Source organism: Pseudomonas sp. CVAP#3 (assembly GCF_018986375.1).
Lineage (GTDB): Bacteria > Pseudomonadota > Gammaproteobacteria > Pseudomonadales > Pseudomonadaceae > Aquipseudomonas > Aquipseudomonas helvetica.
On the sequence record NZ_JAHMSC010000004.1, the window covers coordinates 208,031 to 231,568 of the forward strand.

21 protein-coding genes, 1 tRNA gene and 6 pseudogenes are annotated in these 23,538 nt (G+C 54.7%); 15 read left to right on the top strand and 13 right to left on the bottom strand.

Annotated features, from left to right (window positions below):
- Positions 1-131: 131 nt before the first annotated feature.
- Both KRR23_RS09340 and KRR23_RS09345 read left to right on the top strand, forming a co-directional pair.
- The gene (locus tag KRR23_RS09340; protein WP_019690796.1) at positions 132-569 is read left to right on the top strand and encodes an Lrp/AsnC family transcriptional regulator; all 438 of its coding nucleotides are present in this window, start codon (positions 132-134) and stop codon (positions 567-569) included.
- A 57-nt stretch (positions 570-626) separates the two neighbouring features.
- Positions 627-956 carry a YceK/YidQ family lipoprotein gene (locus KRR23_RS09345; protein WP_103317930.1) on the top strand — a complete coding sequence of 110 codons (330 nt, stop codon included), beginning with the start codon at positions 627-629 and terminating at the stop codon, positions 954-956.
- 64 nt (positions 957-1,020) lie between these two features.
- On the opposite strand, the gene KRR23_RS09350 is transcribed toward KRR23_RS09345, so the two are convergent.
- Positions 1,021-1,692: a Bax inhibitor-1/YccA family protein gene (locus KRR23_RS09350; RefSeq protein WP_216742276.1), complete on the bottom strand. Its 672-nt coding sequence runs from the start codon at positions 1,690-1,692 to the stop codon at positions 1,021-1,023.
- Between the two features lie 124 nt (positions 1,693-1,816).
- On the opposite strand from KRR23_RS09350, the gene KRR23_RS09355 reads away from it, so the two are divergent.
- Positions 1,817-1,904, top strand: a tRNA-Ser gene (locus KRR23_RS09355).
- A gap of 205 nt (positions 1,905-2,109) precedes the next feature.
- On the opposite strand, the pseudogene KRR23_RS09360 reads toward KRR23_RS09355, so the two are convergent.
- Both KRR23_RS09360 and tnpB read right to left on the bottom strand, forming a co-directional pair.
- A pseudogene (locus tag KRR23_RS09360) lies at positions 2,110-2,559 on the bottom strand (transposase); the annotation flags it as partial.
- A gap of 68 nt (positions 2,560-2,627) precedes the next feature.
- A pseudogene (tnpB, locus tag KRR23_RS29375) lies at positions 2,628-2,744 on the bottom strand (IS66 family insertion sequence element accessory protein TnpB); the annotation flags it as partial.
- Between tnpB and KRR23_RS29380 the strand changes: the two are divergent.
- Positions 2,725-2,829 carry an IS3 family transposase gene (locus KRR23_RS29380; RefSeq protein WP_367880646.1) on the top strand — a complete coding sequence of 35 codons (105 nt, stop codon included), beginning with the start codon at positions 2,725-2,727 and terminating at the stop codon, positions 2,827-2,829. The pseudogene tnpB and the gene KRR23_RS29380 overlap by 20 nt on opposite strands.
- Positions 2,830-2,927: 98 nt before the next feature.
- A pseudogene (locus KRR23_RS09365) lies at positions 2,928-3,310 on the top strand (DeoR/GlpR transcriptional regulator); the annotation flags it as partial.
- Positions 3,311-3,327: 17 nt separating this feature from the next.
- On the opposite strand, the gene KRR23_RS09370 reads toward KRR23_RS09365, so the two are convergent.
- Positions 3,328-3,759, bottom strand: a complete 432-nt coding sequence (locus KRR23_RS09370) for an Lrp/AsnC family transcriptional regulator (RefSeq protein ID WP_019578517.1) — start codon at positions 3,757-3,759, stop codon at positions 3,328-3,330.
- A 200-nt stretch (positions 3,760-3,959) separates the two neighbouring features.
- On the opposite strand from KRR23_RS09370, the gene KRR23_RS09375 reads away from it, so the two are divergent.
- The 4 genes from KRR23_RS09375 to KRR23_RS09390 all read left to right on the top strand — a co-directional run bounded on the left by KRR23_RS09375 (position 3,960) and on the right by KRR23_RS09390 (position 8,724).
- A complete protein-coding gene (locus KRR23_RS09375; RefSeq protein WP_216742277.1) occupies positions 3,960-4,679 on the top strand; it encodes a YitT family protein in 720 nt (239 codons plus the stop codon).
- Between the two features lie 100 nt (positions 4,680-4,779).
- Positions 4,780-6,264, top strand: coding sequence for an AmmeMemoRadiSam system radical SAM enzyme (gene amrS, locus KRR23_RS09380; protein ID WP_216742278.1), 1,485 nt, complete (start codon positions 4,780-4,782; stop codon positions 6,262-6,264).
- Positions 6,261-7,406: a PLP-dependent aspartate aminotransferase family protein gene (locus KRR23_RS09385; RefSeq protein WP_216742279.1), complete on the top strand. Its 1,146-nt coding sequence runs from the start codon at positions 6,261-6,263 to the stop codon at positions 7,404-7,406. Before amrS ends, KRR23_RS09385 begins: the two co-directional genes overlap by 4 nt.
- Before the next feature lie 61 nt (positions 7,407-7,467).
- Complete coding sequence (locus KRR23_RS09390; protein ID WP_216742280.1) at positions 7,468-8,724, top strand: PLP-dependent aminotransferase family protein; 1,257 nt, start codon at positions 7,468-7,470, stop codon at positions 8,722-8,724.
- A gap of 84 nt (positions 8,725-8,808) precedes the next feature.
- Here KRR23_RS09390 and KRR23_RS09395 read toward each other — a convergent pair whose 3' ends face one another.
- Positions 8,809-9,441, bottom strand: coding sequence for a LysE family translocator (locus tag KRR23_RS09395; protein WP_216742281.1), 633 nt, complete (start codon positions 9,439-9,441; stop codon positions 8,809-8,811).
- 492 nt (positions 9,442-9,933) lie between these two features.
- Here KRR23_RS09395 and KRR23_RS09400 point away from each other — a divergent pair.
- Positions 9,934-10,204 (top strand): annotated as a pseudogene (locus KRR23_RS09400) (DNA cytosine methyltransferase); the annotation flags it as partial.
- Between the two features lie 257 nt (positions 10,205-10,461).
- On the opposite strand, the gene KRR23_RS09405 reads toward KRR23_RS09400, so the two are convergent.
- Complete coding sequence (locus KRR23_RS09405; RefSeq protein WP_216742282.1) at positions 10,462-10,923, bottom strand: hypothetical protein; 462 nt, start codon at positions 10,921-10,923, stop codon at positions 10,462-10,464.
- A gap of 116 nt (positions 10,924-11,039) precedes the next feature.
- Between KRR23_RS09405 and KRR23_RS09410 the strand changes: the two are divergent.
- Positions 11,040-11,345 (top strand): annotated as a pseudogene (locus KRR23_RS09410) (integrase); the annotation flags it as partial.
- Between the two features lie 107 nt (positions 11,346-11,452).
- A pseudogene (locus KRR23_RS09415) lies at positions 11,453-11,892 on the top strand (glutathione S-transferase N-terminal domain-containing protein); the annotation flags it as partial.
- Positions 11,893-12,018: 126 nt separating this feature from the next.
- On the opposite strand, the gene KRR23_RS09420 reads toward KRR23_RS09415, so the two are convergent.
- From KRR23_RS09420 to KRR23_RS09435, 4 genes are read right to left on the bottom strand one after another with little or no spacing between them, the layout of a single operon-like run.
- Complete coding sequence (locus KRR23_RS09420; protein ID WP_216742283.1) at positions 12,019-14,931, bottom strand: bpX6 domain-containing protein; 2,913 nt, start codon at positions 14,929-14,931, stop codon at positions 12,019-12,021.
- On the bottom strand, positions 14,924-16,759 hold the full coding sequence (locus tag KRR23_RS09425; protein ID WP_216742284.1) for a hypothetical protein: 1,836 nt from the start codon (positions 16,757-16,759) through the stop codon (positions 14,924-14,926). The genes KRR23_RS09420 and KRR23_RS09425 overlap by 8 nt, the downstream gene beginning before the upstream one ends.
- Positions 16,759-17,193 carry a hypothetical protein gene (locus KRR23_RS09430; RefSeq protein ID WP_216742285.1) on the bottom strand — a complete coding sequence of 145 codons (435 nt, stop codon included), beginning with the start codon at positions 17,191-17,193 and terminating at the stop codon, positions 16,759-16,761. The genes KRR23_RS09425 and KRR23_RS09430 overlap by 1 nt, the downstream gene beginning before the upstream one ends.
- A complete protein-coding gene (locus KRR23_RS09435; protein ID WP_216742286.1) occupies positions 17,190-18,311 on the bottom strand; it encodes an AAA family ATPase in 1,122 nt (373 codons plus the stop codon). Before KRR23_RS09435 ends, KRR23_RS09430 begins: the two co-directional genes overlap by 4 nt.
- Positions 18,312-18,594: 283 nt before the next feature.
- Here KRR23_RS09435 and KRR23_RS09440 point away from each other — a divergent pair, with 283 nt between their 5' ends.
- From KRR23_RS09440 to KRR23_RS09450, 3 genes are all read left to right on the top strand, one after another.
- Positions 18,595-19,077, top strand: a complete 483-nt coding sequence (locus KRR23_RS09440) for a GNAT family N-acetyltransferase (RefSeq protein ID WP_216742287.1) — start codon at positions 18,595-18,597, stop codon at positions 19,075-19,077.
- A gap of 177 nt (positions 19,078-19,254) precedes the next feature.
- Complete coding sequence (locus tag KRR23_RS09445; protein WP_216742288.1) at positions 19,255-19,692, top strand: T6SS immunity protein Tdi1 domain-containing protein; 438 nt, start codon at positions 19,255-19,257, stop codon at positions 19,690-19,692.
- 56 nt (positions 19,693-19,748) lie between these two features.
- Positions 19,749-20,108 (top strand): DUF3630 family protein, encoded by a 360-nt coding sequence (locus KRR23_RS09450; protein ID WP_216742289.1) that lies wholly within the window; start codon positions 19,749-19,751, stop codon positions 20,106-20,108.
- A 246-nt stretch (positions 20,109-20,354) separates the two neighbouring features.
- On the opposite strand, the gene rtcA is transcribed toward KRR23_RS09450, so the two are convergent.
- From rtcA to KRR23_RS09465, 3 genes are read right to left on the bottom strand one after another with little or no spacing between them, the layout of a single operon-like run.
- The gene (gene rtcA, locus KRR23_RS09455; protein WP_216742290.1) at positions 20,355-21,386 is read right to left on the bottom strand and encodes an RNA 3'-terminal phosphate cyclase; all 1,032 of its coding nucleotides are present in this window, start codon (positions 21,384-21,386) and stop codon (positions 20,355-20,357) included.
- Between the two features lie 8 nt (positions 21,387-21,394).
- A complete protein-coding gene (locus tag KRR23_RS09460) occupies positions 21,395-22,183 on the bottom strand; it encodes a nucleotidyltransferase domain-containing protein (protein ID WP_216742291.1) in 789 nt (262 codons plus the stop codon).
- A gap of 19 nt (positions 22,184-22,202) precedes the next feature.
- Entirely contained in the window at positions 22,203-23,534 is a 1,332-nt protein-coding gene (locus KRR23_RS09465; protein ID WP_216742292.1) for a HEAT repeat domain-containing protein, read from the bottom strand.
- Between the last annotated feature and the right edge of the window lie 4 nt (positions 23,535-23,538).

The window sequence follows — 23,538 nt, forward strand, 5'->3', positions numbered from 1 at the left end:
TCAGGCTCCTCGATATGAGCCCAAAGTATGCCAACCCAGCGCCGCGCCACTCCAGCGTCAAATGCAGGCTAAACTGCCAGTTCACCTTTTTTATCAAGGCAGATTCCAGTATTTGCCTAATCGGGGGTTGTATGACTGACGACATTGACCAACTGCTGATCGCAGCCCTCATGGAAGACTCCCGACGCTCACTCAAGGCCCTGGCACAGATCAGCGGCCTGTCATCACCCAGCGTCGCCGAGCGCCTGCGCCGACTCGAAGAGCGTGGCGTGCTCAAAGGCTACACCGTCGACATCGATCCCAAATGCTTCGGTTATCAACTGCAGGCCATCGTGCGTATTCGCCCGTTGCCCGGCCAGTTGCAGAATGTCGAACGGCAGATCCAGGCCATTCCCGAGTTCACCGAATGCGACAAGGTCACCGGCGATGACTGCTTCATCGCGCGCCTGCACGTGCGTTCGATGGAACAGCTGGACACCCTGCTCGACCGCCTCAACAGCTATGCCGAAACCAATACTGCAATCGTCAAGAAGACCCCGGTGAAACGACGGTTGCCGCCGATGGCGTGAGTGCTGTTTTGTTTTGAACCGCGTAGATTGAGGATTTTCCGGCGAAGGATTGGCGGTATGAAAGCTCAGGCAATGTTATTGGCAGCACTGATGCTCGCGGGGTGCGGCACCATCCAGACAGTGGTGCGCCACGACGATGCGGCCATAAAGAGCCTCAAGGAACAGAAAAGCTACTGCGGCGCCGTCCCTCGAATCTACAGCGGCGTGACCTACGATTTCTGCACACTGTATGCTCCCCTGCGCTCAGGCGTCGACGCGCAAAAATACGACAACGCCACGATTATCGTCTTGATAGACGCCGTTATTTCCGGTGCTCTCGACACTGTGTTGCTGCCCTACACCATTTACCGACAACAAGCCGATGGCAGCATCATCGTCACCGAGTGAGCCCAGCTCGAATGCCAGACAACAAAAAACCCGCCGTAGCGGGTTTTTTGCTCAAGGCTGGCGATCAGTCATCGCGGCCCATGATGCCGAACAGCTGCAACAAGCTGACGAACAGGTTGTAGATCGATACATACAGGCTGATGGTCGCCATGATGTAGTTACGCTCGCCGCCATGAATGATGGCGCTGGTCTGGAACAGAATGCAGACCGAAGAAAACAGCACGAAACCCGCGCTGATCGCCAGTTGCAGACCGCTGATCTTGAAGAACATGCCCGCCAGCGTCGCGCCCAGCAGGACGAAGAAACCAGCGGTGATGAAACCACCGAGGAAGCTCATGTCCTTGCGGGTGATCAGCACATAGGCCGACAGACCACCGAATACCAGTGCGGTCATCGCGAATGCCGAGCTGACCACTCCAGCGCCGCCTTGCATGCCCAGATAACGGTTGAGTATCGGGCCCAGCAGGAACCCCATGAAACCGGTCAGGGCAAACGCCGACACCAGGCCCCAGGCCGAGTCACGGAGCTTGTTGGTCAGGAAGAAAAGCCCGTAGAAGCCGATCAGCACCACGAACACGTTCGGGTAACCGACATGCATCTGCTGGGCGACGAACGCCATCACACCGCTGAATGCGAGCGTGAGGGCGAGTAAGCCATAAGTGTTGCGCAGGACGCGGCTAACCTCTAGCTGCTCAGCCTGCACGCTGTTATTAACTGCGTAATCCTGTTCGCGCATGGCGACACTCCTGTTGGTTTGAAACGTTCAGTCGCAAAGATCATAACAGACGCTCTGTAACAAGCTATGCAGAGAGTTTGACAGTGTGTTTCATTCAGGTATTATGGCGCCCGCAACGCAATACGGAGGTGTGGCCGAGTGGTTTAAGGCAACGGTCTTGAAAACCGTCGACTGTAACAGGTCCATGAGTTCGAATCCCATCGCCTCCGCCATATTTGTACCGACAAAGCCCTGATTATTCAGGGCTTTTTCGTTTCTGGGGTTTGGAAAAACCTACCAGCCCATACTTCAGCCCATACCTTGGGTGAGGCATGGCTTTTCGACCAGCGGCTAGTTTTTTGAATATTTTCTGGCGCTCCTGAAGCAACACCTGAAGGAAGCGCAGAGTAAGCGTACGCCCAACTCACCTTGCGTAAGTCAGGCCGGCACCCACTGATGCGGTAGCAGTTGCCCGATCTCACACGCCCGCTGTGTCGGCAGCCGTGTCAGCACATCTTCCAGATAGGCATACGGATCATGCCCGTTCATGCGTGCCGACTGGATCAGACTCATGATCGCCGCCGCCCGTTTGCCACTGCGAAGCGACCCGGCAAACAACCAGTTTGAGCGCCCAAGTGCCCATGGTCGGATTTTGATGATTGGGGCTGCCTTTTCCTGGCGTATTCGCCAACGATCCTCATCGCTCATGTCTCGAGCTTGGCGTTCGACTTCGTACAAGCCGCCAATCGAGTACAGCGCTTGTTCAGCCAGCTGGCTTTTGTTCGCCACGTGCAGATCGAAAAACTTGCGACGGGCGTGGGCCATGCAGCCAATTTCGGTGATGCCTTTTTCGAAACCGGCTTTGTAGCCAGCGAAATCGTCACATAATGGCAGGTGCTAAAGCGCTGTGATCGCGCCGCCTGCACCAACTCGTTGCCAAGCCCCCCCAACACCAAGGCCTGAAGTTGCTCGCTGTCGAGTTCGACTTCCGAGCCGTACCGAGTACCTGGCCAGTGAAACTTGCCCTGATTCAGCCTTCGCGCCGCAAGCCAGATACCCACGCCGTCATGCACCAGAACTTTCAATCACTCACGCATCAGACCGAAGCTAAACGGCCTGAGCCCTGTTGAATACAGAACTCAGGTCGCTCAGGCATAGACAGATAATCGTCCAACTTTGTGGGGTCAGTTCAAATTAGGTGGACACCATCGCCTTTGGCGTCGAGGTCAGAAAGGTGAGTTGGCCGGACGGTTACCCTGGCTCGGCTCCCGGAGGCAAGGATCACCCTGCTTGGTGGCGAACTGCGGGCCTCCGGCATGTCGACCTTCGGGGCGGCCGCGCAGGCGACATTGGAGCATTCGAGTGCCGACAGATTTTTCTTAGCGCCGATGGCGTTGTTGCAGAGTTGGGGCTCTGCGAAGCCAGTGCCGACCAGGCTTACCTCAAAGAAAACATGATCGGGCAAGCGGCACAGACCTTCGTGCTGGCTGACGCCACAAAATTAGGGCACGCCCTCCAGCAATATTGGTCTCCCCTCAAAGGGCCGTGGACGTTGATTACCGATTCAGGGGCAGATGAATCGCTGCTGGCGCCGTTCCGGGCACACAAAATGATCACCCTTGAAGTAGCCAACAGCTGACTGTTCTATGTACAGGCTCAAGGGACAAGCTTTCTTCTCTCGATAGGGACAGACAAGACAATGCTTGTACGTGTCTCACCGTACGCGTTGATCTTCGCAATGATATTTTCGATATCGGCCATTGACCTGGCATAGATCCTGATCAGGTAGGAGTCGTTACCCGTGACGTGCAGGCACTCAACGACTTCGGGTATGTCGTTGAGCGTCGCTATCAATTTGGATTTCGCAGGCTTGAGGGTGGTCATGCCGACGACAGCAGATATGCCGAACCCTAGCTTGGTTGGATCTAACTGAGCGCTATACCCCTTGATGACCCCAGAGTCTTCGAGCTTTCGCAACCGATCAGTGGTGGCGGGAATAGAAAGACCTGCATGCTTGGACAACTCCGTGATGGAAATGCGACCAAAGTCCTGCACCTTCCCCAAGATTTTGATGTCTATACGATCCATGTAAGTTCCCCCAGCAAAAAGTATAAATTTTAATGAAAAGCACGCGGTTTTCATTAAAAAATAATGCACCAAAATAAAGCGGAGTGCTAGTCTATTTGCAGCCCGGTAAAGCCTAACAAGAACCCGGGCAATCAATAGCTCTGAATCCTTAGCGTAACGCACTGCATAATAAAATATTCTCCTCCAAGGATGGTGTTCATATGGAAGATGAAAAAATAAAGTGTGAAAAAAAACCCTATCCATCATTCGCAAATTATATTGGAACGCAAGTCCTAAGTTTTCGTGATTTCAAGATGGATCAGATTTTTATGTATCTGGCTGGAGTCGCCCTTTTCTCGGTGGGGGCTAAGCTTTTCATAGTCAGTCAACTGGGGACTGACCCCTTAGATGTCCTGATCATCTCGATAAATAAAATACTCATGCTCGGAATGGGCGTTTGTTCGGGTATCGTTTCTCTATTCTTTCTGCTGTGGTGGATGCTCTGGAACAAGAAATATCCTCCGATAAGCCCATTTATTACAACCACACTTACAGGTCTGTTGATTGACCTCTGGTCCGTGCTGGGGCTTGGAGAGTATTTGATTGTCAGAGTGAATGAGTACACGATGTTGGCGATGGGTCTGGTGCTGTGTGCTTATTCGTCTGCACTGATTATCATGAGCGGTATTGGTATCAGAATCATGGACCTTGTGGTGCTTACCATGGTGTCCAAATGGGCGTGGTCATTCACCAAAGCCAAAATGATAATTGAAATTGGCATCTTTTCAACCGGATGGCTTCTAGGCGGGCCCTTCGGTGTGGGAACCATTGCATTCTTGTTGGTCATAGGCCCTCTTATACAGCCATTCATGAATATAAACGCCAGGCGTTTTTCACTTAAGAATTATGGATTGACCAGCGCTTCTTCCGCCTATCAATAACTACTAGGGAATTGCTGCCACTGTGGCGGCGGGATTGTTTCGCCTCGACTATTTCAACCGATGATATTGACAGCAACTTCCGTGAGATGAGGAGTGAGAGATGGACACTACAAAAAATAAAAACTGGACCTTGGAAAGCACGCCTGCAAAGTTGGAAGAAATACTCCCGAACGGCGTTGTAAAGTGTCATCTTTCTCCCCGAAACTGTGTCATTCAGGAGGGTAAAGTAGGTTTTTGCAAGGTGCGCGGAAACAGAGGCGGCCGGTTAGTTACATTGAATTATGGCAAAGGCGTTCACAGCACGGAAGAGACCATCGAAACCGAGGCGGTATTCCACTTTGCTCCCGGAGAGCGAATCCTTTCCCTAGGCAATATCGGCTGCATGCTTAACTGCGGCTACTGCCACAATTGGAAGACCTCTCAGGCCAAGTATGTGACAGATAAAGATGTTTACTACTATACGCCTGAACAGGTTGTAGAAACTGCCTTGAAGCATGGTATACGCGTTATCTCCTGGACGTATAACGACCCTGTTGTCTGGCATGAATTCATCCTCGACACGGCAAAGCTGGCAAAGGAAGCGGGCTTAATCAATTTATATAAATCAGCTTTTTTTATCAGTGAAGAAGCCATTGATGAACTATTGCCAGTCATCGACATATTCTCGATTTCACTAAAATCCATCTCCCCCGAATACTATCGAAAAGTCACAACAGGCTGGGTAGAGCCCGTTCTGGCTGGCATCAAGAAAGTATACGATGCTGGTAAATATGTTGAAGTCAGCACCTTGATGGTTACCGATATCAGTGACGATGAGGATACCGCCAGGAAAATTAGCCAGTGGGTACTGGATGAACTGGGCCCGAATGTACCGCTCCACTTTGTAAGGTTTCACCCTGATTATAAAATGAGTAATAGCATCAGGACGCCCGTGGATAGACTCCTGAAGGCTCGGGACATTGCCCGGAGCATGGGGGTTGAGCATGTTTATCTGGGTAACGTAAATGATGTCAAGGGCACCAATACCAACTGCAATAATTGTAACGCGCTACTCGTTACCCGCTACGGCTTGAATGCTGAAATAGTCGGATTGGATAGCAACGGCTGCTGTGCCCAGTGTGGGCACGACGCACACTTCAAGTTACTGGGCGAACACAAAGCGAACACGCCTGTTGAACTGCGAGAGGCTGCATTGACCTCTTACGAGAAGCGAAAGTTCGAGTGGCATGGGGATATCGTATCGCTGCACGCCCAAGTGCTGAATACTGAAGACTTTGAACAGACCGTCTACCTGCGGCGCAACTATACCGACGGGCTCAACAGTGATTGGAAATCACTGACATTGCGGCCGTATGAAAGCTATCGATTTATTATTGCCAAGGCACGAATTGATGAATCAGGCCCTGAAGTCTGGCTTCCCAAGGGGGTGAACTCAAATCTTCATGAAGTATTCGACAGGGCTCACTTCCCAACCGAGTCGATTGAAGAGATTGGTATTTCGCAAAACGACATCACGCCGACCATTGGGTATGAAGGCAAGCAGAACATGTATGAGCAGGTTATCAAACTGGTGAGCAAATCATGAACGTGTCTACTGAAATACTCCATATCAGGGTCGATGACCGAGAGGCCCACCCATCCGTGACGCCTATTTATCAGTGCAGCGCTTTTAGCGCTGACTCGGCGTTCTTCTACTCGAGAAAAGCCAATCCCAATGTGACTGAGCTGGAACAGGTTGTCGCTGCACTGGAAGGAAGCGAATACGCCTTGGCCTACAGCACCGGAATGAGTGCCATCTACATGGTTCTGGAGCTGCTGAAACCCGGTGGGTCGCTGGTGATCAACAAATATATCTATGGCTGTTCTTATAAGCTGTTTCAGCGATATGCGGCACGTATCGGTGCGAAACTGACGATTCTGGATCTCACCACGGAAAGTGGATTGAAAGAGTTGCCGTTGAACGTGGACATGGTCATTTTCGAAACACCGACCAATCCCTTTCTGAAAGATATTGATATTCATGCGGTCAGCAGGGCGGTCAAGCAAAACAACCCACACGCTCTGGTGGTCGTTGACAACACGTGGGCCACTCCGACATTTCAAAAGCCTCTGAACTTTGGCGCGGATATTTCTCTGTACAGCGCAACGAAGTATTTCTCCGGGCATAGCGATGTCATGGGCGGCCTGGTACTCGTCAACAATGAAATGATTTATACGCGCCTCCTCGAAGGCCGCTTTTATTCAGGCTCAATATTAACGCCTAATAGCGCATGGCTGCTTCGCAGAAGCATGCAGACATTTAACCTGCGCATGGAGAAACACAGCAACACAACCTCCAGTATGCTCAACTATCTGCGGGAACTGCCCTTTATTGAGCATGTTTATTATCCACGAGTCGATGGTAAACAATTGACCGGCTATGGTGGCATTGTGTTTGTTGATATTCGGCCCGACCTGGTCCCCTTTTACAAAACCTTCACCAGCGCTCTCAAATGGTTTGGAACGGGTACGGGAATGGCCTGTGTCACGTCAATGGTTGCGCAACCCTTTAGTGGAAGCCATGCCTCAATGACTGAGCAGGAAAAAGCGGATATGGGAATTGAAAAGGGTTTGGTTCGATTGTGTTTTGGTTTAGAGGCCCTTGAGGATCTTAAAGAGGATCTGCTTCAGGCATTTGTAGCCATGGAAAATATGGCCGATCAAAAAAGTGCACTTAAACCTGCGTAACAGATGTTAATCATGAGCAACGAGCCTTCAACGGCTCGTTGCTTTTTATGGAGAAGCGAGATTGCCCAGCGTACTCGAAAAAACGATATTCGAAGACCCTACTCTGAACGTTATCCATCTTCTAAATTCCATTTCCAGTGAATATCCAGAGGCAATCTCTCTGGCTTCCGGTCGACCTGACGACGAGCAATGCGACCTGTCCCTCATCGATAAAGGGCTGGCCAGCTATACACGATACGCCGTCGGTACGGAACACTCACTTGCGACACTACTTTGCCAATATGGAAAAACCACCGGAATTATCAACGGTATAATAGCCGAACACTTGCAGGTGGATGAAGGCATAAAGATTTCCAACCCTGAAAGTATTGTCGTGTGTATGGGATTTCAGGAAGCTGCGACCTTGACACTGCTATCAATTTTTGAAGGAAGTGGTGTTTTATTAGTGCCTGACCCTGTGTTCTCCGGAATAACGGGTGTTGCGAAATTATTAAGAATAAAAATTGTACCCGTTCCCGAGGACACCTTCCTCGATCCATCTGCCCTGCGCAAGGTAGCTGAAGATCTTGAGTCCAGGGGAGAAAAGGTAAAAGCGCTGTACGCGATTTCAGATTTTAGTAACCCTACTGCTAACAGCCTTTCCGATGAGGACAGAAAGGCCATGCTCTCCTTGGCCAATGAAATGAATTTTTTTATCCTGGAGGATAATGCCTACAGCTACTTCAGGTACGAGGGAGATAAAATCCCCTTGATGAAGTCGATCGACAGTAGTCGAGTATTCCTTCTTGGCTCTTTTGCAAAGTCAATTTTTCCGGGATTGCGTATGGGCTATATAGTCGCCCCAGAAAGCGCTGGGGTGATTTCCTTTAGCGCCAGATTATGTAAAGCCAAAAGCTTGATCACCGTCAATACACCTGCCCTGTGCCAAGCAGTTGTCGGAGGTTTGCTGATAGAGAACAATTACTCTTTAAAAGAGCTTAATCTACCAAGAGTGTTGTCTTACAGGCAAAAAAGAAACTATATGATTGAATGCCTTGAACGTGAATTCCCGATCAAGGCTGATTCTCGAAGAAGTGTCACCTGGAACCATCCAGAGGGAGGCTTTTTCATCAATGTACAGCTGCCTTTCACCTTTGAATATTTTGAAATGTGCGAGTGCGCCAGGAACTTCAAGGTTATTGTATTTCCCACTTCCTTGTTTTCGCTGACGAATGAGGCTGTCACTCAGGTCAGGTTGTCGTTTAGCAATGCGACAGAATCAGAAATCAAACAAGCGATAGGCAGCCTCAGGGCGTACATTGAATCCAGAATGCAGTAAAGCATCCTCCCGTTAGACCGTAGGGGATTGATGCCAAGGCTTACTCATCAGTCAATGAAAAATAAGCCTTGTCTCATTTCCCGCTTAAGCTCCTGCGGCGAGCATAACGCCAGTGGCTACTTGGTAGGCACCCAAAATGGTTATGGTTGACCCGGAAAAATAGTTGATCAACCTGAGCGTTGATTGGGAGATTCTGGTCTTGAATATGGAGGAGAATCCGCTCAATCCCAGCCACCAGACAGCCGAGCCTAGAAATATACCTGTCACCATAGGCAGCACTGAGTGCTGACCGCTTTGATCATTAGCCATGCCGTCGCTCATGGCAGCAAATATCGCAATAAACGACAGGATGGTCATTGGGTTCGACAGTGTCAAAAACAGTGTACTCAAATAGGCTTTTAACAGGTTGGCTCGTTCACCCTCCAGGGCTGTTGAGCTCGCTTTCGATCTTATTGTTTGATAACCAATGTACGCGAGGAACATCCCCCCCAAAATACACAACCATGGCTTAAAGCTAATGAGTGTCGCTATGATGACTGTGATCCCCAGCGCACCGACATATCCATAGATCGAATCAGCTGTGGCCGCCCCTAACCCTGTCGCGAGACCTGCTCTCCATCCAAGCGCAAGGCTCCTCTGTATGCACAACAGCCCAATGGGTCCCACAGGGGCTGCAATACAAAGCCCAATGATCATCGACTTAATGAAAATCAACATAAATGCACCTCCGCAATTGATGCTTAAAGGTTAGGGGAAGTGAATTTTTTTATGAATTAATTATTAATTTCCATACAGGCTTTTTCGATAATTTTGTACGAAGTATTCTGATTGTTCCTTCATTATTAAGGTGCGCTCTGTGATGAGCCTTACTAAACACGGCCGGTATGCCATTCGCCTTCGACGATGACGCCGGCCAGGACTGGTCGCAGGCTTTTTCGTTTCTGCGTTCAAGTCATCACGCAGACGTTCTGAAATGAGAGGGTCATCAAAAATACGGGGGATCAAAGTAGATAAGCCACGTGCCATCTCGCCTTAGCTCCGAGTCGGCAAAGTAGGCCCCCACTTCATTCTCTGTAAGTCCTGTGGCGTCAGCAATCTCCTTGCCCGTAGGCTTGCTTTTCATCAGCGGCCTCCTTGATTCGGCGGCATGTCGAATCCTCAACAAATAGCCCACAACCCCGAATCACGCCAACCGGCGAGGATCCCCCTATGTCCGCTTTCCAGAGCCAGGCACCGAAACAGATCACCTACGGCTCCGTCTGCTCGGGCATAGAAGCTGCGACGATGGTTTGGTATGCGCGCCACCTGGTTTGCCGAGATCGAGCCTTTCCCCAGCGCGGTTCTGGCCCACCACTCCCCCAACACGCCGAACCTTGGCGACATGACCCGACTCGGTGCCCAGGTGCTGGCCGGCAAGATCCCGGCACCGGACGTGCTGGTCGGCGGAACGCCAGGCCAGGCCTTCAGTGTCGCCGGTGTCCACGGCACGCAAGACCCTGATAGACGCTCCAAAATTTTCCGCATTTTCATATGCGTGCAAGGTCGACCTGGAGCCACGTCCTCATTATGGGCATTAGGCTCTGTACGAAAACTGCCTGCGTGTCGATCATGCTGCGTTAAAAACAGGTTCGGAATGCTCATTTAAAACCCTTAAATTCCGCCTCCTCGCCTGTTTTTTGCCTTGCCTGATCGCCACTCGGCGACTTTTCGTACAGACCCTAGCAAGCAGGAGGAGGGTCAGTGCACCAATGACGGTTGGGTAGCGACCGAGACGGTGAAGGTCACGACAAACAGCACGACGAGTACCCAGAACATCACCATAACTGTCAGCATGACGACCTTCAGGCTTTGATAAAGCCAGCGCAACCAATGGCCTTCGGGTTTTGCTTCTGAGCGGGTTCTGAGTACGCCTTTCAAATAGAAGCCGAGGAGGGCCAGCAGTGCGCCATCAATGAACAGCGCAGGCAGGCCGGCTTCGGGGAAAATGCTTCCCCACCGATAGAATGACGACCGGCTCAGGAACACCACATAACAAATGAGGCTGCCGTAGGGGATGGCTCTCCACCATTTACCGGCCAGCGCTCCGACCATCAGGCACATAATCACCATGAACGGGTTGAGGAGAATATTGATCATCCACTCCAGTACGTTGGGGAAGTAGCCCGGAGAATGGATGCTGCGCCAGATGTGTTCAAACATTGTTCAGGTTCCTGCCTTCTATGGAGTAAGTGCTGCTTCGGTGCTTCCGTGCCGCTGCACGGTATCGGCGTATTGTCGGGTTACATAAGTCCTGTTGTGTAAATTAGGGTCCGTACAGGTCTGTACGAAAAGTCGCCACTCTCTCCCATGTGTTCAATATTGCCCGGGAGTGGGGGTTAACGGCCAAAGAAAAACCCTGTCAGGGCGTTCGCAAAAACAAGGAAACGCCGAGGGACTATTACGCGAATGATGTGGTTTGGGATGCGGTTTACAAGAAGGCAGCCCAAGAGCTGAAAGATGCGATGGACCTGGCCTACCTGACCCGGCAGCGGCCGGCAGACGTTCTGGTCATGCGCAAGGATGATGCAGAGGGCGGATATTTGGGGGTGCAGCAAAACAAGACGCACAAAAAGCTGCGGGTATGACTCACCCACATAGGTAACAAAACGGTTCAAGCACATAGGTAACAGTTTTTAACTGGCACTGGTCGATTCCGAGGATCTGACCATGCCATGGCGAGAGCTGAAACCTCTGGACCTGCGTCGAGATTGACATCCCCTTTGAGCAGGAGGATTGGCGCTGAATCCCAATGCAATGGCGCCGGTCATCCAGGACGATGACTTCATTCTTTGGGAGTCAAACTCGATCATTCGCTACCTGGCGTCTCGCTACAACGGCGATCACCTTTACCCGACTGAAGCGAGAGCCAAAGCGCGGGTGGATCAATGGATTGATTGACAAGCGTCAGATCTCAACAAGTCTTGGAGTTATGCCTTCATGTCGCTGGTCAGGCATTCGCCTGAGTATCAGGACAGCCAAGCGTTAGCAGCCGCGTGCAGCAACTGGTCAATACACATGGAAATCCTCAATCGACAGCTCGACTCAACCGGGGCCTACGTCAGCGGCGACGAGTTTTCTCTGGCAGGCATACCGATCGGCCTTTCGGTTAATCGGTGGTTTGAAACACCGCTTTGTGGATTCAACCGGTCGATGCAACACAACTAAATTCTGTGTAAGCAGAAGGAGTGTTGCAGATGAAGCAGAGACCTCGGATCTATTACACCGGAAGCCAGAAAAAACTGATGCAGGATCCGTTCAGTTGAGGGACATGTTGCGCTGGCTGGCATCATCGACGTTGATATGGCTCAAGCGGCCCTGGTGGTCGAACAGCAACCAATCGGCGCCCAGGCAACGCACTTGCACATCTTGCAGCGGCCATTGCAGCGCAGCGCAAAGGCGGTCACTACTGCGGTGGATGAAATGCCAGCAGGTGTCCTGGTCGGAGACGACATAGCCGATCAACAGCCAGCGTTCGTACAGAAACAGACGCACGGGATCCTCATAGGCAAACCCTTCAACGCAGCCGGGCAAACGGTAGCCCTTGCGACTACCGTGCTGCTCCAACACAAGGATTGGATCGTCCTCTCTCTCGGACTTAATCCGCAATTCAATGACTTCGCTGGATGCACTGAACAGCTGGTAGCCGTCCTCATGAATCCTGGCGGGCACCGGTTCACGGCTGACCAGCCGACGTTCAGGCAGACGGTAGTGCCAAAGCTGGCTGCCCTCCTGAGGATCGGACAGCCACAGGCATTCGCTCTGCGCATCGTCCTTCAAGCTCACGATCCGGCCGGGCAAATCACTGACATGCCACAGGGTTTCAAACCCGCGGTCAACGTCCACCACCCGCAACTGATGCCCACGGCCGATGGTCCACGCCGTACCATCGAATGACTTGGCGAAAACGTCCAGTATCAGCATGCCCAGATCCGTCGCGGTGCGGTTGACCAGGTCCAGTTTACTGATTCGCCACACGTCATCGCGTCGGGCCAGAACCAGCACCATCTGCCGGCTATGGGCCAGGACGATCGTCTGCGCAGGTACCGGAAAATGGAAGAGAGTCTTACCGGCTGCGTCGATCACCACCGCCCCGGCCTCACCCAGGGCCACTAAATAACGTGTATCTTCCAGCGGTACTGCATCGAAAATGGCCCGACTGCCCATCTCCGGCGCCGTCCACTCAAGGGTCGAGCCGACACTCCCCAGCGACAGGCCCGCGGGACGCGGCAGCGCCTGGCCCGGCAGGTCGGCTTGCAGCAGTTTGTCCTTGCTCATTTTGACCAGCGCTTGCACCTGACTCTGGGTTAACCGCCCATGGCCACTGGCCTGATCAGCGACGATGGCGTGTACCGTGGCGCCGGTGAGCCAGGCCAGTGCGCCCGCGTGAGCCTTGTTCAGCAACAACGCTTCGGCCAGGGCGGTACGCTCGACGAAGCGCTTCGGATCACCCCGTAACTGCTCGACCCAAGTCCCGTAAGCCACCAGGGTATCGGGCAGTAAAATCGCCCGTTTGACCAGCGCACCGATGGCCAGTCGCCCTCCTGCGGCTTCGGCATTGAGCAACCATTGCGCGGCCCGCTCGCGCTCGGCAGGCAGGCTCCAGATCACGTCCACGGCCTGCAGCCAAAGGCCCTTGCCGGTCAAGGCTTCGGCCCATTCCAGGCGCAGGCGGTCGGCGCTCTCGGGCCACCTGCCCTGAAGCATCGTCACCGCATCCCCGAAAGCATCGTCACGACGGGCCACCAGCAACGCACGCTGCCAGTTGTCGGCCAGACACATCAGACGCACGATCATCGCTGCCGGCATATCCCATACCAGGGCAAGATCGGCCGCTTGCTGGTAACGTCCGTGTTTTTCCAGGTAATCGAGGGATTCCTGGCGCACTTTGAGCAATTCAGCGAGGACAAACACCGCCTCTTCGACACGACCCTCGCGGTCCAGACGTTCAAACGTCTGACGGTAGATCCGCCTGAGGTGGGACTCCAGATCTTCCTCAAACATCATCGAGCGACTGGGTCCACGGTGCTGATTGATCGCCAGTTTCTGACGCCGCTGAGGCGTACCAAACTCCTGCTCACCGTTGCTTTGCCCATTGCCCAGAGGAATGGCGTGGCGCAAGGCTTCTTCCAGATCGCCGTTCTCGAACATCTCTAGCATGCGCCGCACATAAACGGCCTGACGCTTGCCATACAGCCCGGACAGGCGCGAATGGAGGGTCAGACGAGTCAACCAGCGACGCCAGGCGGCGGGCTTGTGTTGAACACGCGTGGCACGCGGTGCAAGCGGCGGCTGCGCCGGTGTCCGTGACGTCCCCCCTTGCACAGGCGTTGCGCGACGCAGAAGCTTGCGCGCGCCCATCAACAACAGGGTGAACAGCACCGAACCGATCACCGCCCCTATCAGCACATTGCTTAATTCAAACGATACGGGCGCCACTGAACTCGCCGGCAACTTGGGTAAGCCATTGGTTTTGCCCTGGCCCCCCATCCAAAACAAGGCCACCAGCAACAGAAAGGTCACGCCGAATTTCAGCCAAGGCATTGATGGGTCTTCGGTATTCTTCCAGGCGCTGTTCTCTGGCGTGCTGACTTGAGGGAGCAGCTTTTTTGGCGCATTGCGCTGGCGTTCCAGCAGCGCTTGCATCACCCCTTCCCGCTCAGGGCTGACTGGCCCCAGCACACCGCCAAGAATTTCCCGCACATCGGTTGGCACTGCCAGAGACTCAAGCACCGGTTCCGGCAGCGTGCTGCGACAGTCATAAGTGTCCAGCATGGTGTAACCGCTGACGTCGATCCACTGACCTGGCACAAGCGGCGCGGCATCGCGCAGTTGCAAGGCGCTGACGTGGCTACCGCGTACGAGCCAGATATCGGCGACAGGCAAGCTGCGCATCTCTTGCGGGGTCAGCAGCGCAGAACACAAGGCTCGGCCTTGGCGGATCAGCGGCCACCCCCACTGCGCTTCGCACTGAACCGATACTGACTGGCGAAACCGCAGCAAGTCGCCGTCGGTGAAGCGGTAGACGCTGGCGCCGGTTTGCCACTGATCGAGGATCAAGCGTGCACGCTCGCACTCGTCAAAGCGTTCGAGGGAAAACCACACCCCTTCAATCTGTTGATGACCGGTAAGTACCGGACGGCGAATCAATGCTGCGTCATCCTCAAGCATCGGTGTCCTCCTTGTGTTTTTCCGGTATCTGGTTACAGAACACTTGCAAGCGCATGGTGCGCAGCGGAATCGAGTACACCAGCAACTCTCGGGCGCTGGTCAAGGCTGCGACCAGACCGCTCATGGGGCAGAAGCTGACCCTGGAAATGGCATGGGAGGTCGTGAACAAGACACGCTGCTGCCCTTCGCAATACAGGGCGATGGTTTGCTGATTGGGGCTGAGCAATACCAGGGAATAGTGGTCATCCCCCTCTTGCAGCAACAAACCCAGGCCCTTCCAGCGGCTGGCCAGATCGATCCGTTCCATCTGCACTAGGTGACCAGTGGCCGAGATCACCCGCCAGCTCTCGCTGCCATTGTCGACAGAGAGCAAAGCACAGCCACCGAAAGACCGACGCCACAGTGGACTGGCGGCAAACAGCACCTGACTCACACCTTCGGCGACGCCGAGCACGTGGGCGCGCGATCCAATCCCGTCGGCACCGACCGAATGGGCATACAACCGACCGCCGTCATTACGCACATAGGCCACAACTTCCTTATCGACCTTAGCCAGGCCCAGCACCCTATCCGTCAAACGGTGGGTTTTCCCGGTATCGGCCGGGGCGGAAGATCTTCCGGTTTGCACCACCCAAAAGGCCAGATGGCCCTGGGTATCCAGCAGAAACAGACGGCCGGCCGAGCTGCCGCCACGCAACCATGCTGCGGGTAGCAGTGTGGCGGTGCCGGGCGGTAGTTGCAGCTCTTCGCGGCTGGGTTTATCGACTGGTGTCAGGCCGGGCATGTTCCAGAACGACAGCTGCCGCTCGTCGCTCAACACCGCGCCAAGGGTACGGCTCAGGAAGGTTACGGTCAGTGGCACCCGCCCGGCAATCCAGAGACTGCGGCGGATTTCCAAGGGTTTTTTCTGGTTTTCAGCCGGCAGTTTGATCACCACCATGCCAGGCTCGTCGAGCATTTTCAGCGCGACATGGGTACCCGCACTGGAGATGACCGGCGGCAAGGTCAGGGAGACGCGCGGCACACTGCCTTTAAGCGATGGAGCTACCACCACCTCACCGTCAAACTGGCCTTTAAGCAACTGCAAGGCCAAACGCTCGTCGGGGATGGGCAGCGACACACGCCGGGTGGTCGCTGCCTGCAATTCAAAGGACAGGCTCTGCCCGTCAAGGCTGCGATGTACCTGAACCCGGTGGGTGCAGAACTGGTTGTCGGTCTTGGGCAAACGCTGACCAACGATCCAGCATTCCCCGGCATTGTGCTGCTGTGAGGCCAGCCAGACGCGCCAGGCCTGCCAGTGTTCATCGTCCACCATCTGATAGGTGCGGGCGTTGAGCAGACGCTTGAGTTGCGCCGAGGTGTCGAGTACATGGAGCCGAGGCATGTCTTGCAGAATACCCCAGCGCAACTCGGCACCGGCCTCCTCGGCGCGCCGCGCGAGCAACATCAGCAAAGCGAGGTGAACCAGGCGCGCGGCGCCCAATTGCAAGGGGCCGGCATCAAACAAGACGACAATCAAGCGATTAGCCTGGCGGGCGCGGTACTGTGGCGCGAGGAACACATGCTCGCCCACCACCGCCCGGCGCAGAAATTCTTCAGGCACCTCATCGGCCAGCAGCCATTCGCTGGATAACAGTCGTTCATAGGGACCACGGCGTTGCAGGTCGCCCAAGCCATCAGGCTCAGGCACACCCCCCTGTTGCAGACCGCGCAACGGGCCCAGCATTGGATTGAGACGGCCCAGCAGGTCGGCGAACAGTGGCAATTGCTCGGGGGCAAACCATTCCAGCCATTGGCGCCAGGGGTGCAGGGATTCAGGTAACTGCATTAGCGCCCTGCCCAATACGCATCGATTCGCTGCAGATGCTGCGGTGTCACCGGAAGTTGTCGATCAAGGGGAACCACCGCTGGCGGGTCGCGCCAGAGCAACAGCGGTGAACGTGAAAAGGCCATCGACAACGCCTGACCCACCAGATCAGTCGGCACCTCGGGTTCCCAACTGGTGGGCAGCCACAGCCCTGGCGCACGTTCATCCGCCGCGGCGTATGCTACACCGTCGACCCAGGGCAGATCGCTGGCAACACCCGAAACCACCAACACGTCGCGATTGGCCGTGGCTTGCAAGCGTGTTGCCTGTTCGGCGGGTATAAGTAACAACCGTGCATGCAGACGCCGTGCGGCATCGCCCCAGGCCACGGCGGCCTGCGGTTCGGCAGGCGCCAGCCGTGGCCGCCAGGCCCAGCCCTTTGCTGAGAAATTCATACAGCGGACGTCAACAGGCGGGTCATTTGCCCACGCACTTCCTGCAACCGCGCCGGCATGGTCTGGCTATTGAAGTTGGCGTCAATCTCCCGCAGCAGGCCTTCCAGTAAGGGGCTTGCCGGCGGTTCGGTGCGCGCCAGGTATTCCTCGGCCGTTTCCAACAGGCGATTGAGCCGCGACATCGGCTGCAAGGTCGCCTCCTCCACAGCACTGAACAAATGGCTGTTGCTGGACTGCGCGAAGATCTCTCGCAGAACCTCGCGGCCATGCTGCTGGGTTTCTTTGGTCGGCAACACATACAACAGCGGCCACAGGTCCGCTTCGCTAGCCTCAATACTCCCACCGAGCAAAGCTGCAGCAGCGATCAGCCGTTGGGATTTGACAATGCGTCGGTCCGACAACTGGATACCGGCCTCACGCAGACGGCGGATGGCTTGGGCCAATGAGGGGCGAACCAGTGTGAGATCGACATTTTTCAGAGCCTGGCCGAGGGTATCCAACTGACTCAAGCCAAGCAGTTGCTGAACCGGCCGTTGCTCGGACTGCCAACCACCCGCAAGCATCGCTTCCAGCTGATTATCCGGCACCGATTCGACAAACAGGTGCAGTAGAAATCGGTCACCGAATGCCCCCAGGGCTTCGTCGTCCGGTAGACCATTGGCGGCCCCGACACAGACCCGCAGCGGGCACTGGATCTGAGTGTGGCCTCGACGAAAGCGTCGTTCGTTGAGGACCCCCAGCAGCGTATTGAGGATTGCTGTAGAACCGAGGAAGACTTCGTCGAGAAACACAATATCGGCTTCTGGAAGCATGCCGCTGACATCAGTTTCCACCGTACCTTCGCGCAATTTTTTCAGGTCTACCGCGCCAAACAGCTCCGAAGGTTCGGTAAAACGGCCCAGAAGGTATTCGAAATAGCGCCCCCCCATGGATTGCGCAACCCGCCGCACCACTGCGCTTTTGGCTGTGCCCGGCGGGCCGATCACCAGGATGTGCTCCTGGGCAACGGCGGCCAGAACAATCAGCTCGGCCAACTGCTCGCGCCCCACCAAGCCTTCGGTGGCTACACGAACGGCCTGGCGAATTTGCGCAGCAGCGCTCTGCAATGAAGCAATCATGGGCATCTTCCCTGAAACTGGAGCCGTGAATCTTGCCTGACTGAAAGGCTCTGTCACAAGCCAACCAGAGACAATCAGTGGCTATTTGTCATCACTTTCCATGTGGGAGTCCTTTGTTTGCGTAACCGACGCCTGCGATGACCTGCTCTGAGCGTCGACTTGGGTCGATAGCGACTCTTAGTGACCGGCAGTAATCGGCTAGCAGCCATTGCGCAACGACAACCCGGGTGCTCCCTCGACACTCTTGTGAGAGGTTGAAGTTTCGCTAATTTTTAGGAAGATCATGGACATTCGATCGACGGAAGCAAAAGACTGGATGCTTTTGAAGAAAGTCCGTCTCACCGCACTTTTGGACACACCGACAGCGTTTGGTGTGAGTTACCAAACTGCCGCCAATTACAGTGACGAACAGTGGAAAGAACGAGCCTCGTCAGCCGGAACGGAATTCTGGCTGGCCATCACGGAAGACAAAACGGTGGGAATGATCGGTGCCGTGGTCAGTGGCGCAAATCGCTATAACTTGATCGGAATGTGGGTTGAACCCACTGCACGCGGCTCTGGCGTGGCAACTCAGCTGGTTGAGGCAGTGAAATCTCGCGCGATAGGGAAAGGGCATGATCGCGTTTTTCTGGACGTCTCTCCCGACAATGCGAAAGCCTCAAACTTCTATCTGAAGCAGGGTTTTTCTTTCATCGATGAATGGGAACCTTTAGAAAGTCACCCGCATATCATGGTTCAGACAATGCTCTGGACTATCCAAAACTAACTCACAAGCGTCTCTGCTCACTGAATGTCCGCAATGGGTTGTGGATTCAACCGGTCGATGCAACAGGCAGAAAACGGCCAGAATTGGGCATTCAAAAATGGCTTAACTCACCCTGGATGTTGTGCAACAAAAGGTGTAATTAACATTGCATCTGAAACGTGACGGTATTTAGACGCAATGGGACTGATTGAAGAAATTGAAAAAGCGTGGGGTTGGGCTGGCATCAAACCTTCACAGGTTGTTGGTGATAACGACTTCGGCAACCTCCTCATCAAAGACGTAGCAGGTCGCTATTGGCGTCTGTGCCCTGAAGATCTGTACTGCAATCGTGTCGCAAATGATCACGCAGAGCTTGATGCGCTCTCTCAGAGCCAGGACTTTTTGCATGATTGGCACATGGAAGCATTAGTCGAACAGGCAAGGGATCGGCTTGGCCTGCTTCGTCCTGGGTACAAGTACTGCCTGAAAATACCTGCCGTGTTGGGTGGGGAGTATGAAGGGGGCAATCTGGCAACGATCTCACTACACGAGCTGGTGGCAGTTTCAGGCCACCTCGCCAAGGAAATCGACGACTTACCCGACGGTGCACAAATCCGTTTCAACCTCACAGTGTAGCGAGTCGAAAGCGGACTCCGAATCTCCCATCCTACGGACCAGAAATATCATTCGAAATGCAAAATGACCAACCACCCATTCGCCCCACAGAAATAAAAATTTCCGAGTCCTCTGACTGGCAGCTTTTCGAAAATGTTGCTCGCGCTCTTGAACAAGGGCTCGGGGGGACATGGGTTGAGAAAGCTGACGGAATCGATCAACGTTACTGGGACTTGGCCGTAGAGGGGCAGGTCATCACGCTTCATCTCGAACACTATCTGGGCATCAGCGTCCTCCTGCCGCCTCCAGATCACGACCTGATGAACCCGGATAGGCTGCAAACTGCGGTGCGTCAATCACTGGGGGCATATCATGTTGAGGATCAACATCAACCCAGCCATGTGTTAACGGAGTTGGAGGCTAGGTTGAAGCGTTGATTCAACCTTCGGCTCAGGTTGTTCCGGCGGCGTCTGATGCTCGATTTGGATTGAGGCGCCAAATAGCGCCAAGCGCATTTCCTCCTCGCTAAGGTATGTGCTCATTCTTGGTTTCTCATTGTAGTGGTCTATGACCACATCCAAGCAGTGGCAGCCTATATCAGCGGACCGTTATGGGGTCGCGACATATAAACCGTTCAGGGCCAGAAACTCAAAGGCTTCGTGATCAAGTATCAGTAAAGCGGATCACTGGGTAGAGCGCTTGCACTCAACCTTGAGCCTGTTTGGTCCATCCTCCTGGCAATCGATTGTCATCGGCAGGAAGCGTTCAATCACCGCGATATTGCTTTGCAGATGCTCGGTCATCCGCGGCGTGGTAAAGCTTCCTCCGCCCGCCAGCGCCATGGGCAAGAGCAATTGATCAGCAAGGTGCTCGGCCACCGCAGCCCCTGCGCTCAACCAATCCACCGCCTGGTTGATTGCGCCATCCGCCACCTTTTCTGCGCGAAGCGTCGCTTGGCCAAATGCGCTGAACACTTCTGTGACGTGCTCAAAAGCGTATTCCAGCAGCAGGACGTTACCCGGCCCACATTCCTGATCAAGGGCGACACATTGCAATTCGTCTTCCGCCATTTCCAACCGTTTGGCGACCCGATCCAGTTCACGCTCGGCAACATTCGACGCTATGCCCGCAACCAGCGCACAAGCGTGTTGTGTGAGCAAGGCACCCCGCTCCAGCAGGTGTAACGGAACCAGTGTCGACGGCTGAATAAACGCCTCGACCTCTCCGCCCCCGGCCGGCACAAAACCGTGGCGCAACAGTTGCAACTCAACCTTCGCGCCCATGCGCCGCATTTGCGGCAACCAGGCCAGTTGCAGAAAGTCGGAGGGCGGCGCCATCGAGTTATGAGTGCCACCGGATATACGTACGCGACTGGCTTCAGGCGCCAACAACAAGGCTGGCAACAGCGTCTGCAGCACCAGCGTGCAGCTTCCAGCGGTGCCGATAGCAAAGCTGAAGTCCCCGCCGCGAATCGGGCCCGGCTCGAAGGACACGCTTTGCGAGCCCAACTCGGCGCCCTGCACTTTCGCATCGCAGACCTGGGCCGCCGCCAGAACGGCGGTCAGGTGCTGACGCAACAATCCGGGCCGACTGCGTTTGGCTCTAATGTTTTTAATATGCAGCGCGCGACCAGTCACCATCGACAGGCTTAAAGCGCTGCGCAACACTTGACCACCGCCAATGGCGCCGTCCAGTTCAATCACTTCCTGTTTCATCTTCATCCTTATGCGTAGTGCTTGACGGTCTCTCTCAAGTAGTCGTCCAGCAATCGCGAGTCTTCCTGAGTACGCGGCAGTTTGGGTACGGCACGCTCCAATTCTGCAGCGATGAACGCGTGCAATACGTGACGCCTTGGGCCGTACGTGCTTTCATCGGCGTTGCGTTTGAGGACCAGCAGTTCCGCGACTTCATCAAGCAACGGCTGGTCATCTACTGTGTTCAACAGGTCGGCGAACGTCATCGGTGGGCGGCCCAGCCCTTGATCGATCCAGCGCACGGCCAGCAATGGCCGCAGTACGTAGAAGTACTTTTTGAAACGCACGCTATCGCCTTGCAGGTATCCACGAAAGTTCTTCTTCGCCATCGACAGGTAATGGCTACGTGCTGCCGGTGGACTGTAGAACGCTTCCGCCAATTCACGCAGACGCCCGGTCTCGGCAGATTCGCTGCGATACACCAGCGGCGAATCGAGCCACTCCAGTAAGGTCGGGTTGGATTTGCGCAACAACCCCAAGGTCTTGCGCAGCTCCCAACCGCTGACATCGAGCTCATCGTCCAACGGGCGCTCGATCACGTCCCTTGGCGTATCAACCTGGACGAACCAGTCGGGTTTCTCCACATACACAAAACGTACATCGTAATCGCTGTCAGTCGAGGCGAAACCCCAGGCCCGACTGCCGGATTCGCAGGCGTAAAGCACAGTGACGTTACGTTCGCGCTCTATGCGCGCCAATTCCTCAAGTACCCGCTCGCGCATTACTCCACTGAGCGGGTGGCGCTCTTCAAAGGTCATGTCCATCGCTCCTTCATCCTTAATGCAGGCGACTCATTGTGCCCACAGGTAACTCACCAGTGCTTTCCAGTGCTTGTAAACGTTGTAACAACGCTTCACGAACAACCTTGGGTGTCTGTGGATCGACCAAGGTGTATTGCACCGCACACCAGCGACCAATCCGTTCAAGCCAGTAAGCCGAATCGGCAGGGGCCTGTTCATGGCGCCGAAGCAAGTATTCCAACTGCTGCCAGCACGGTTTGAGCCTCAACAATGTGTTGCGACGATGATCGGTCAGCTCATACCAGCGCGTGTTCAGGTGAAACTCCAAAGCCCCGTCAAAGTCTTGCCAAGGGCGCTGCCCCAGCAAGGCAGCAGCGCAGTTGAACATCTTGTCCCGAGGGTCATTCAAGGCGTTGATCTGTTGTGCCAAACCTCTCTCGCCAAGTGCCTCTAACGCCTGCAAACGGACATAGGGAAAAGTCGTTGCCAGTGCCTGCACCAATATCGAATCTGCTTGCGGCTCTTCAAGCTCCTTGGCAAGCCCGACAAGCCCCAGCCACTCACGCTTCGAACGAGGTGCAGCCTCGGCCAGTCTAGCCTTCAAGATATCGCGGCAATCGAGCTCCCAACGCGGCGCAGCCCAACGAGCCAGACATCGCATGGCTGGGGAAGCATCCAGCATGGCGGCTCGCAAGTGTGCACGCGGATCTTCAGAAAACGTCAGCAGCACCCGCAGAGCCTTCACTCGCACACTGGCACCCGGTGCCTCCATGGCGCGCTCAAGCAACGGCACCGCTTGTGCCGCTGGCAGCACAACGCAGGCATCGACCGCGATCTGACGCACAGTTATTTCACCGTGGGTCAGCGCCAATTCCAACACCGCACCGGTATCCGTTACATCCTCAAGCATTAACTCGAAAAGAAATCGTGCGGCTCTGCGACGGCAAACCATGAAAGCCGCTTCAACATCCATCCGAGCCTGCGGTGCTTTGAGAACTGCGCGAATTTCAGACAGTGTTCCACCATGATCCACACGCCCCTTGTCGGCCAGCGCCATCAACGGAACAAGTGCCAGTAACAACAGATCTGCGTGCTCCTGCACCAGGTACTTCCGGATGCTGGTGATTGCCTGTTGCCTAACCTGAGGCACCCAATCATTGAGACGGTCGACCAGTGCTGCCAGTACTTCGACCGAGGCATGGGCCGCGAGCGCACGCACAGCGATTTCCCGGACGAAGCCACTGCCAAAGCGACTTAACGCGATCAACGCATCATCTTCGTTGTGGGTTTCCAGGACCTGTTGCAGTCGTCCTGACTCGTAGTCCGTCAGCTGGTGGGGTCCATTTTGCAGTTGCTCCAGCTCCCTCATGTAT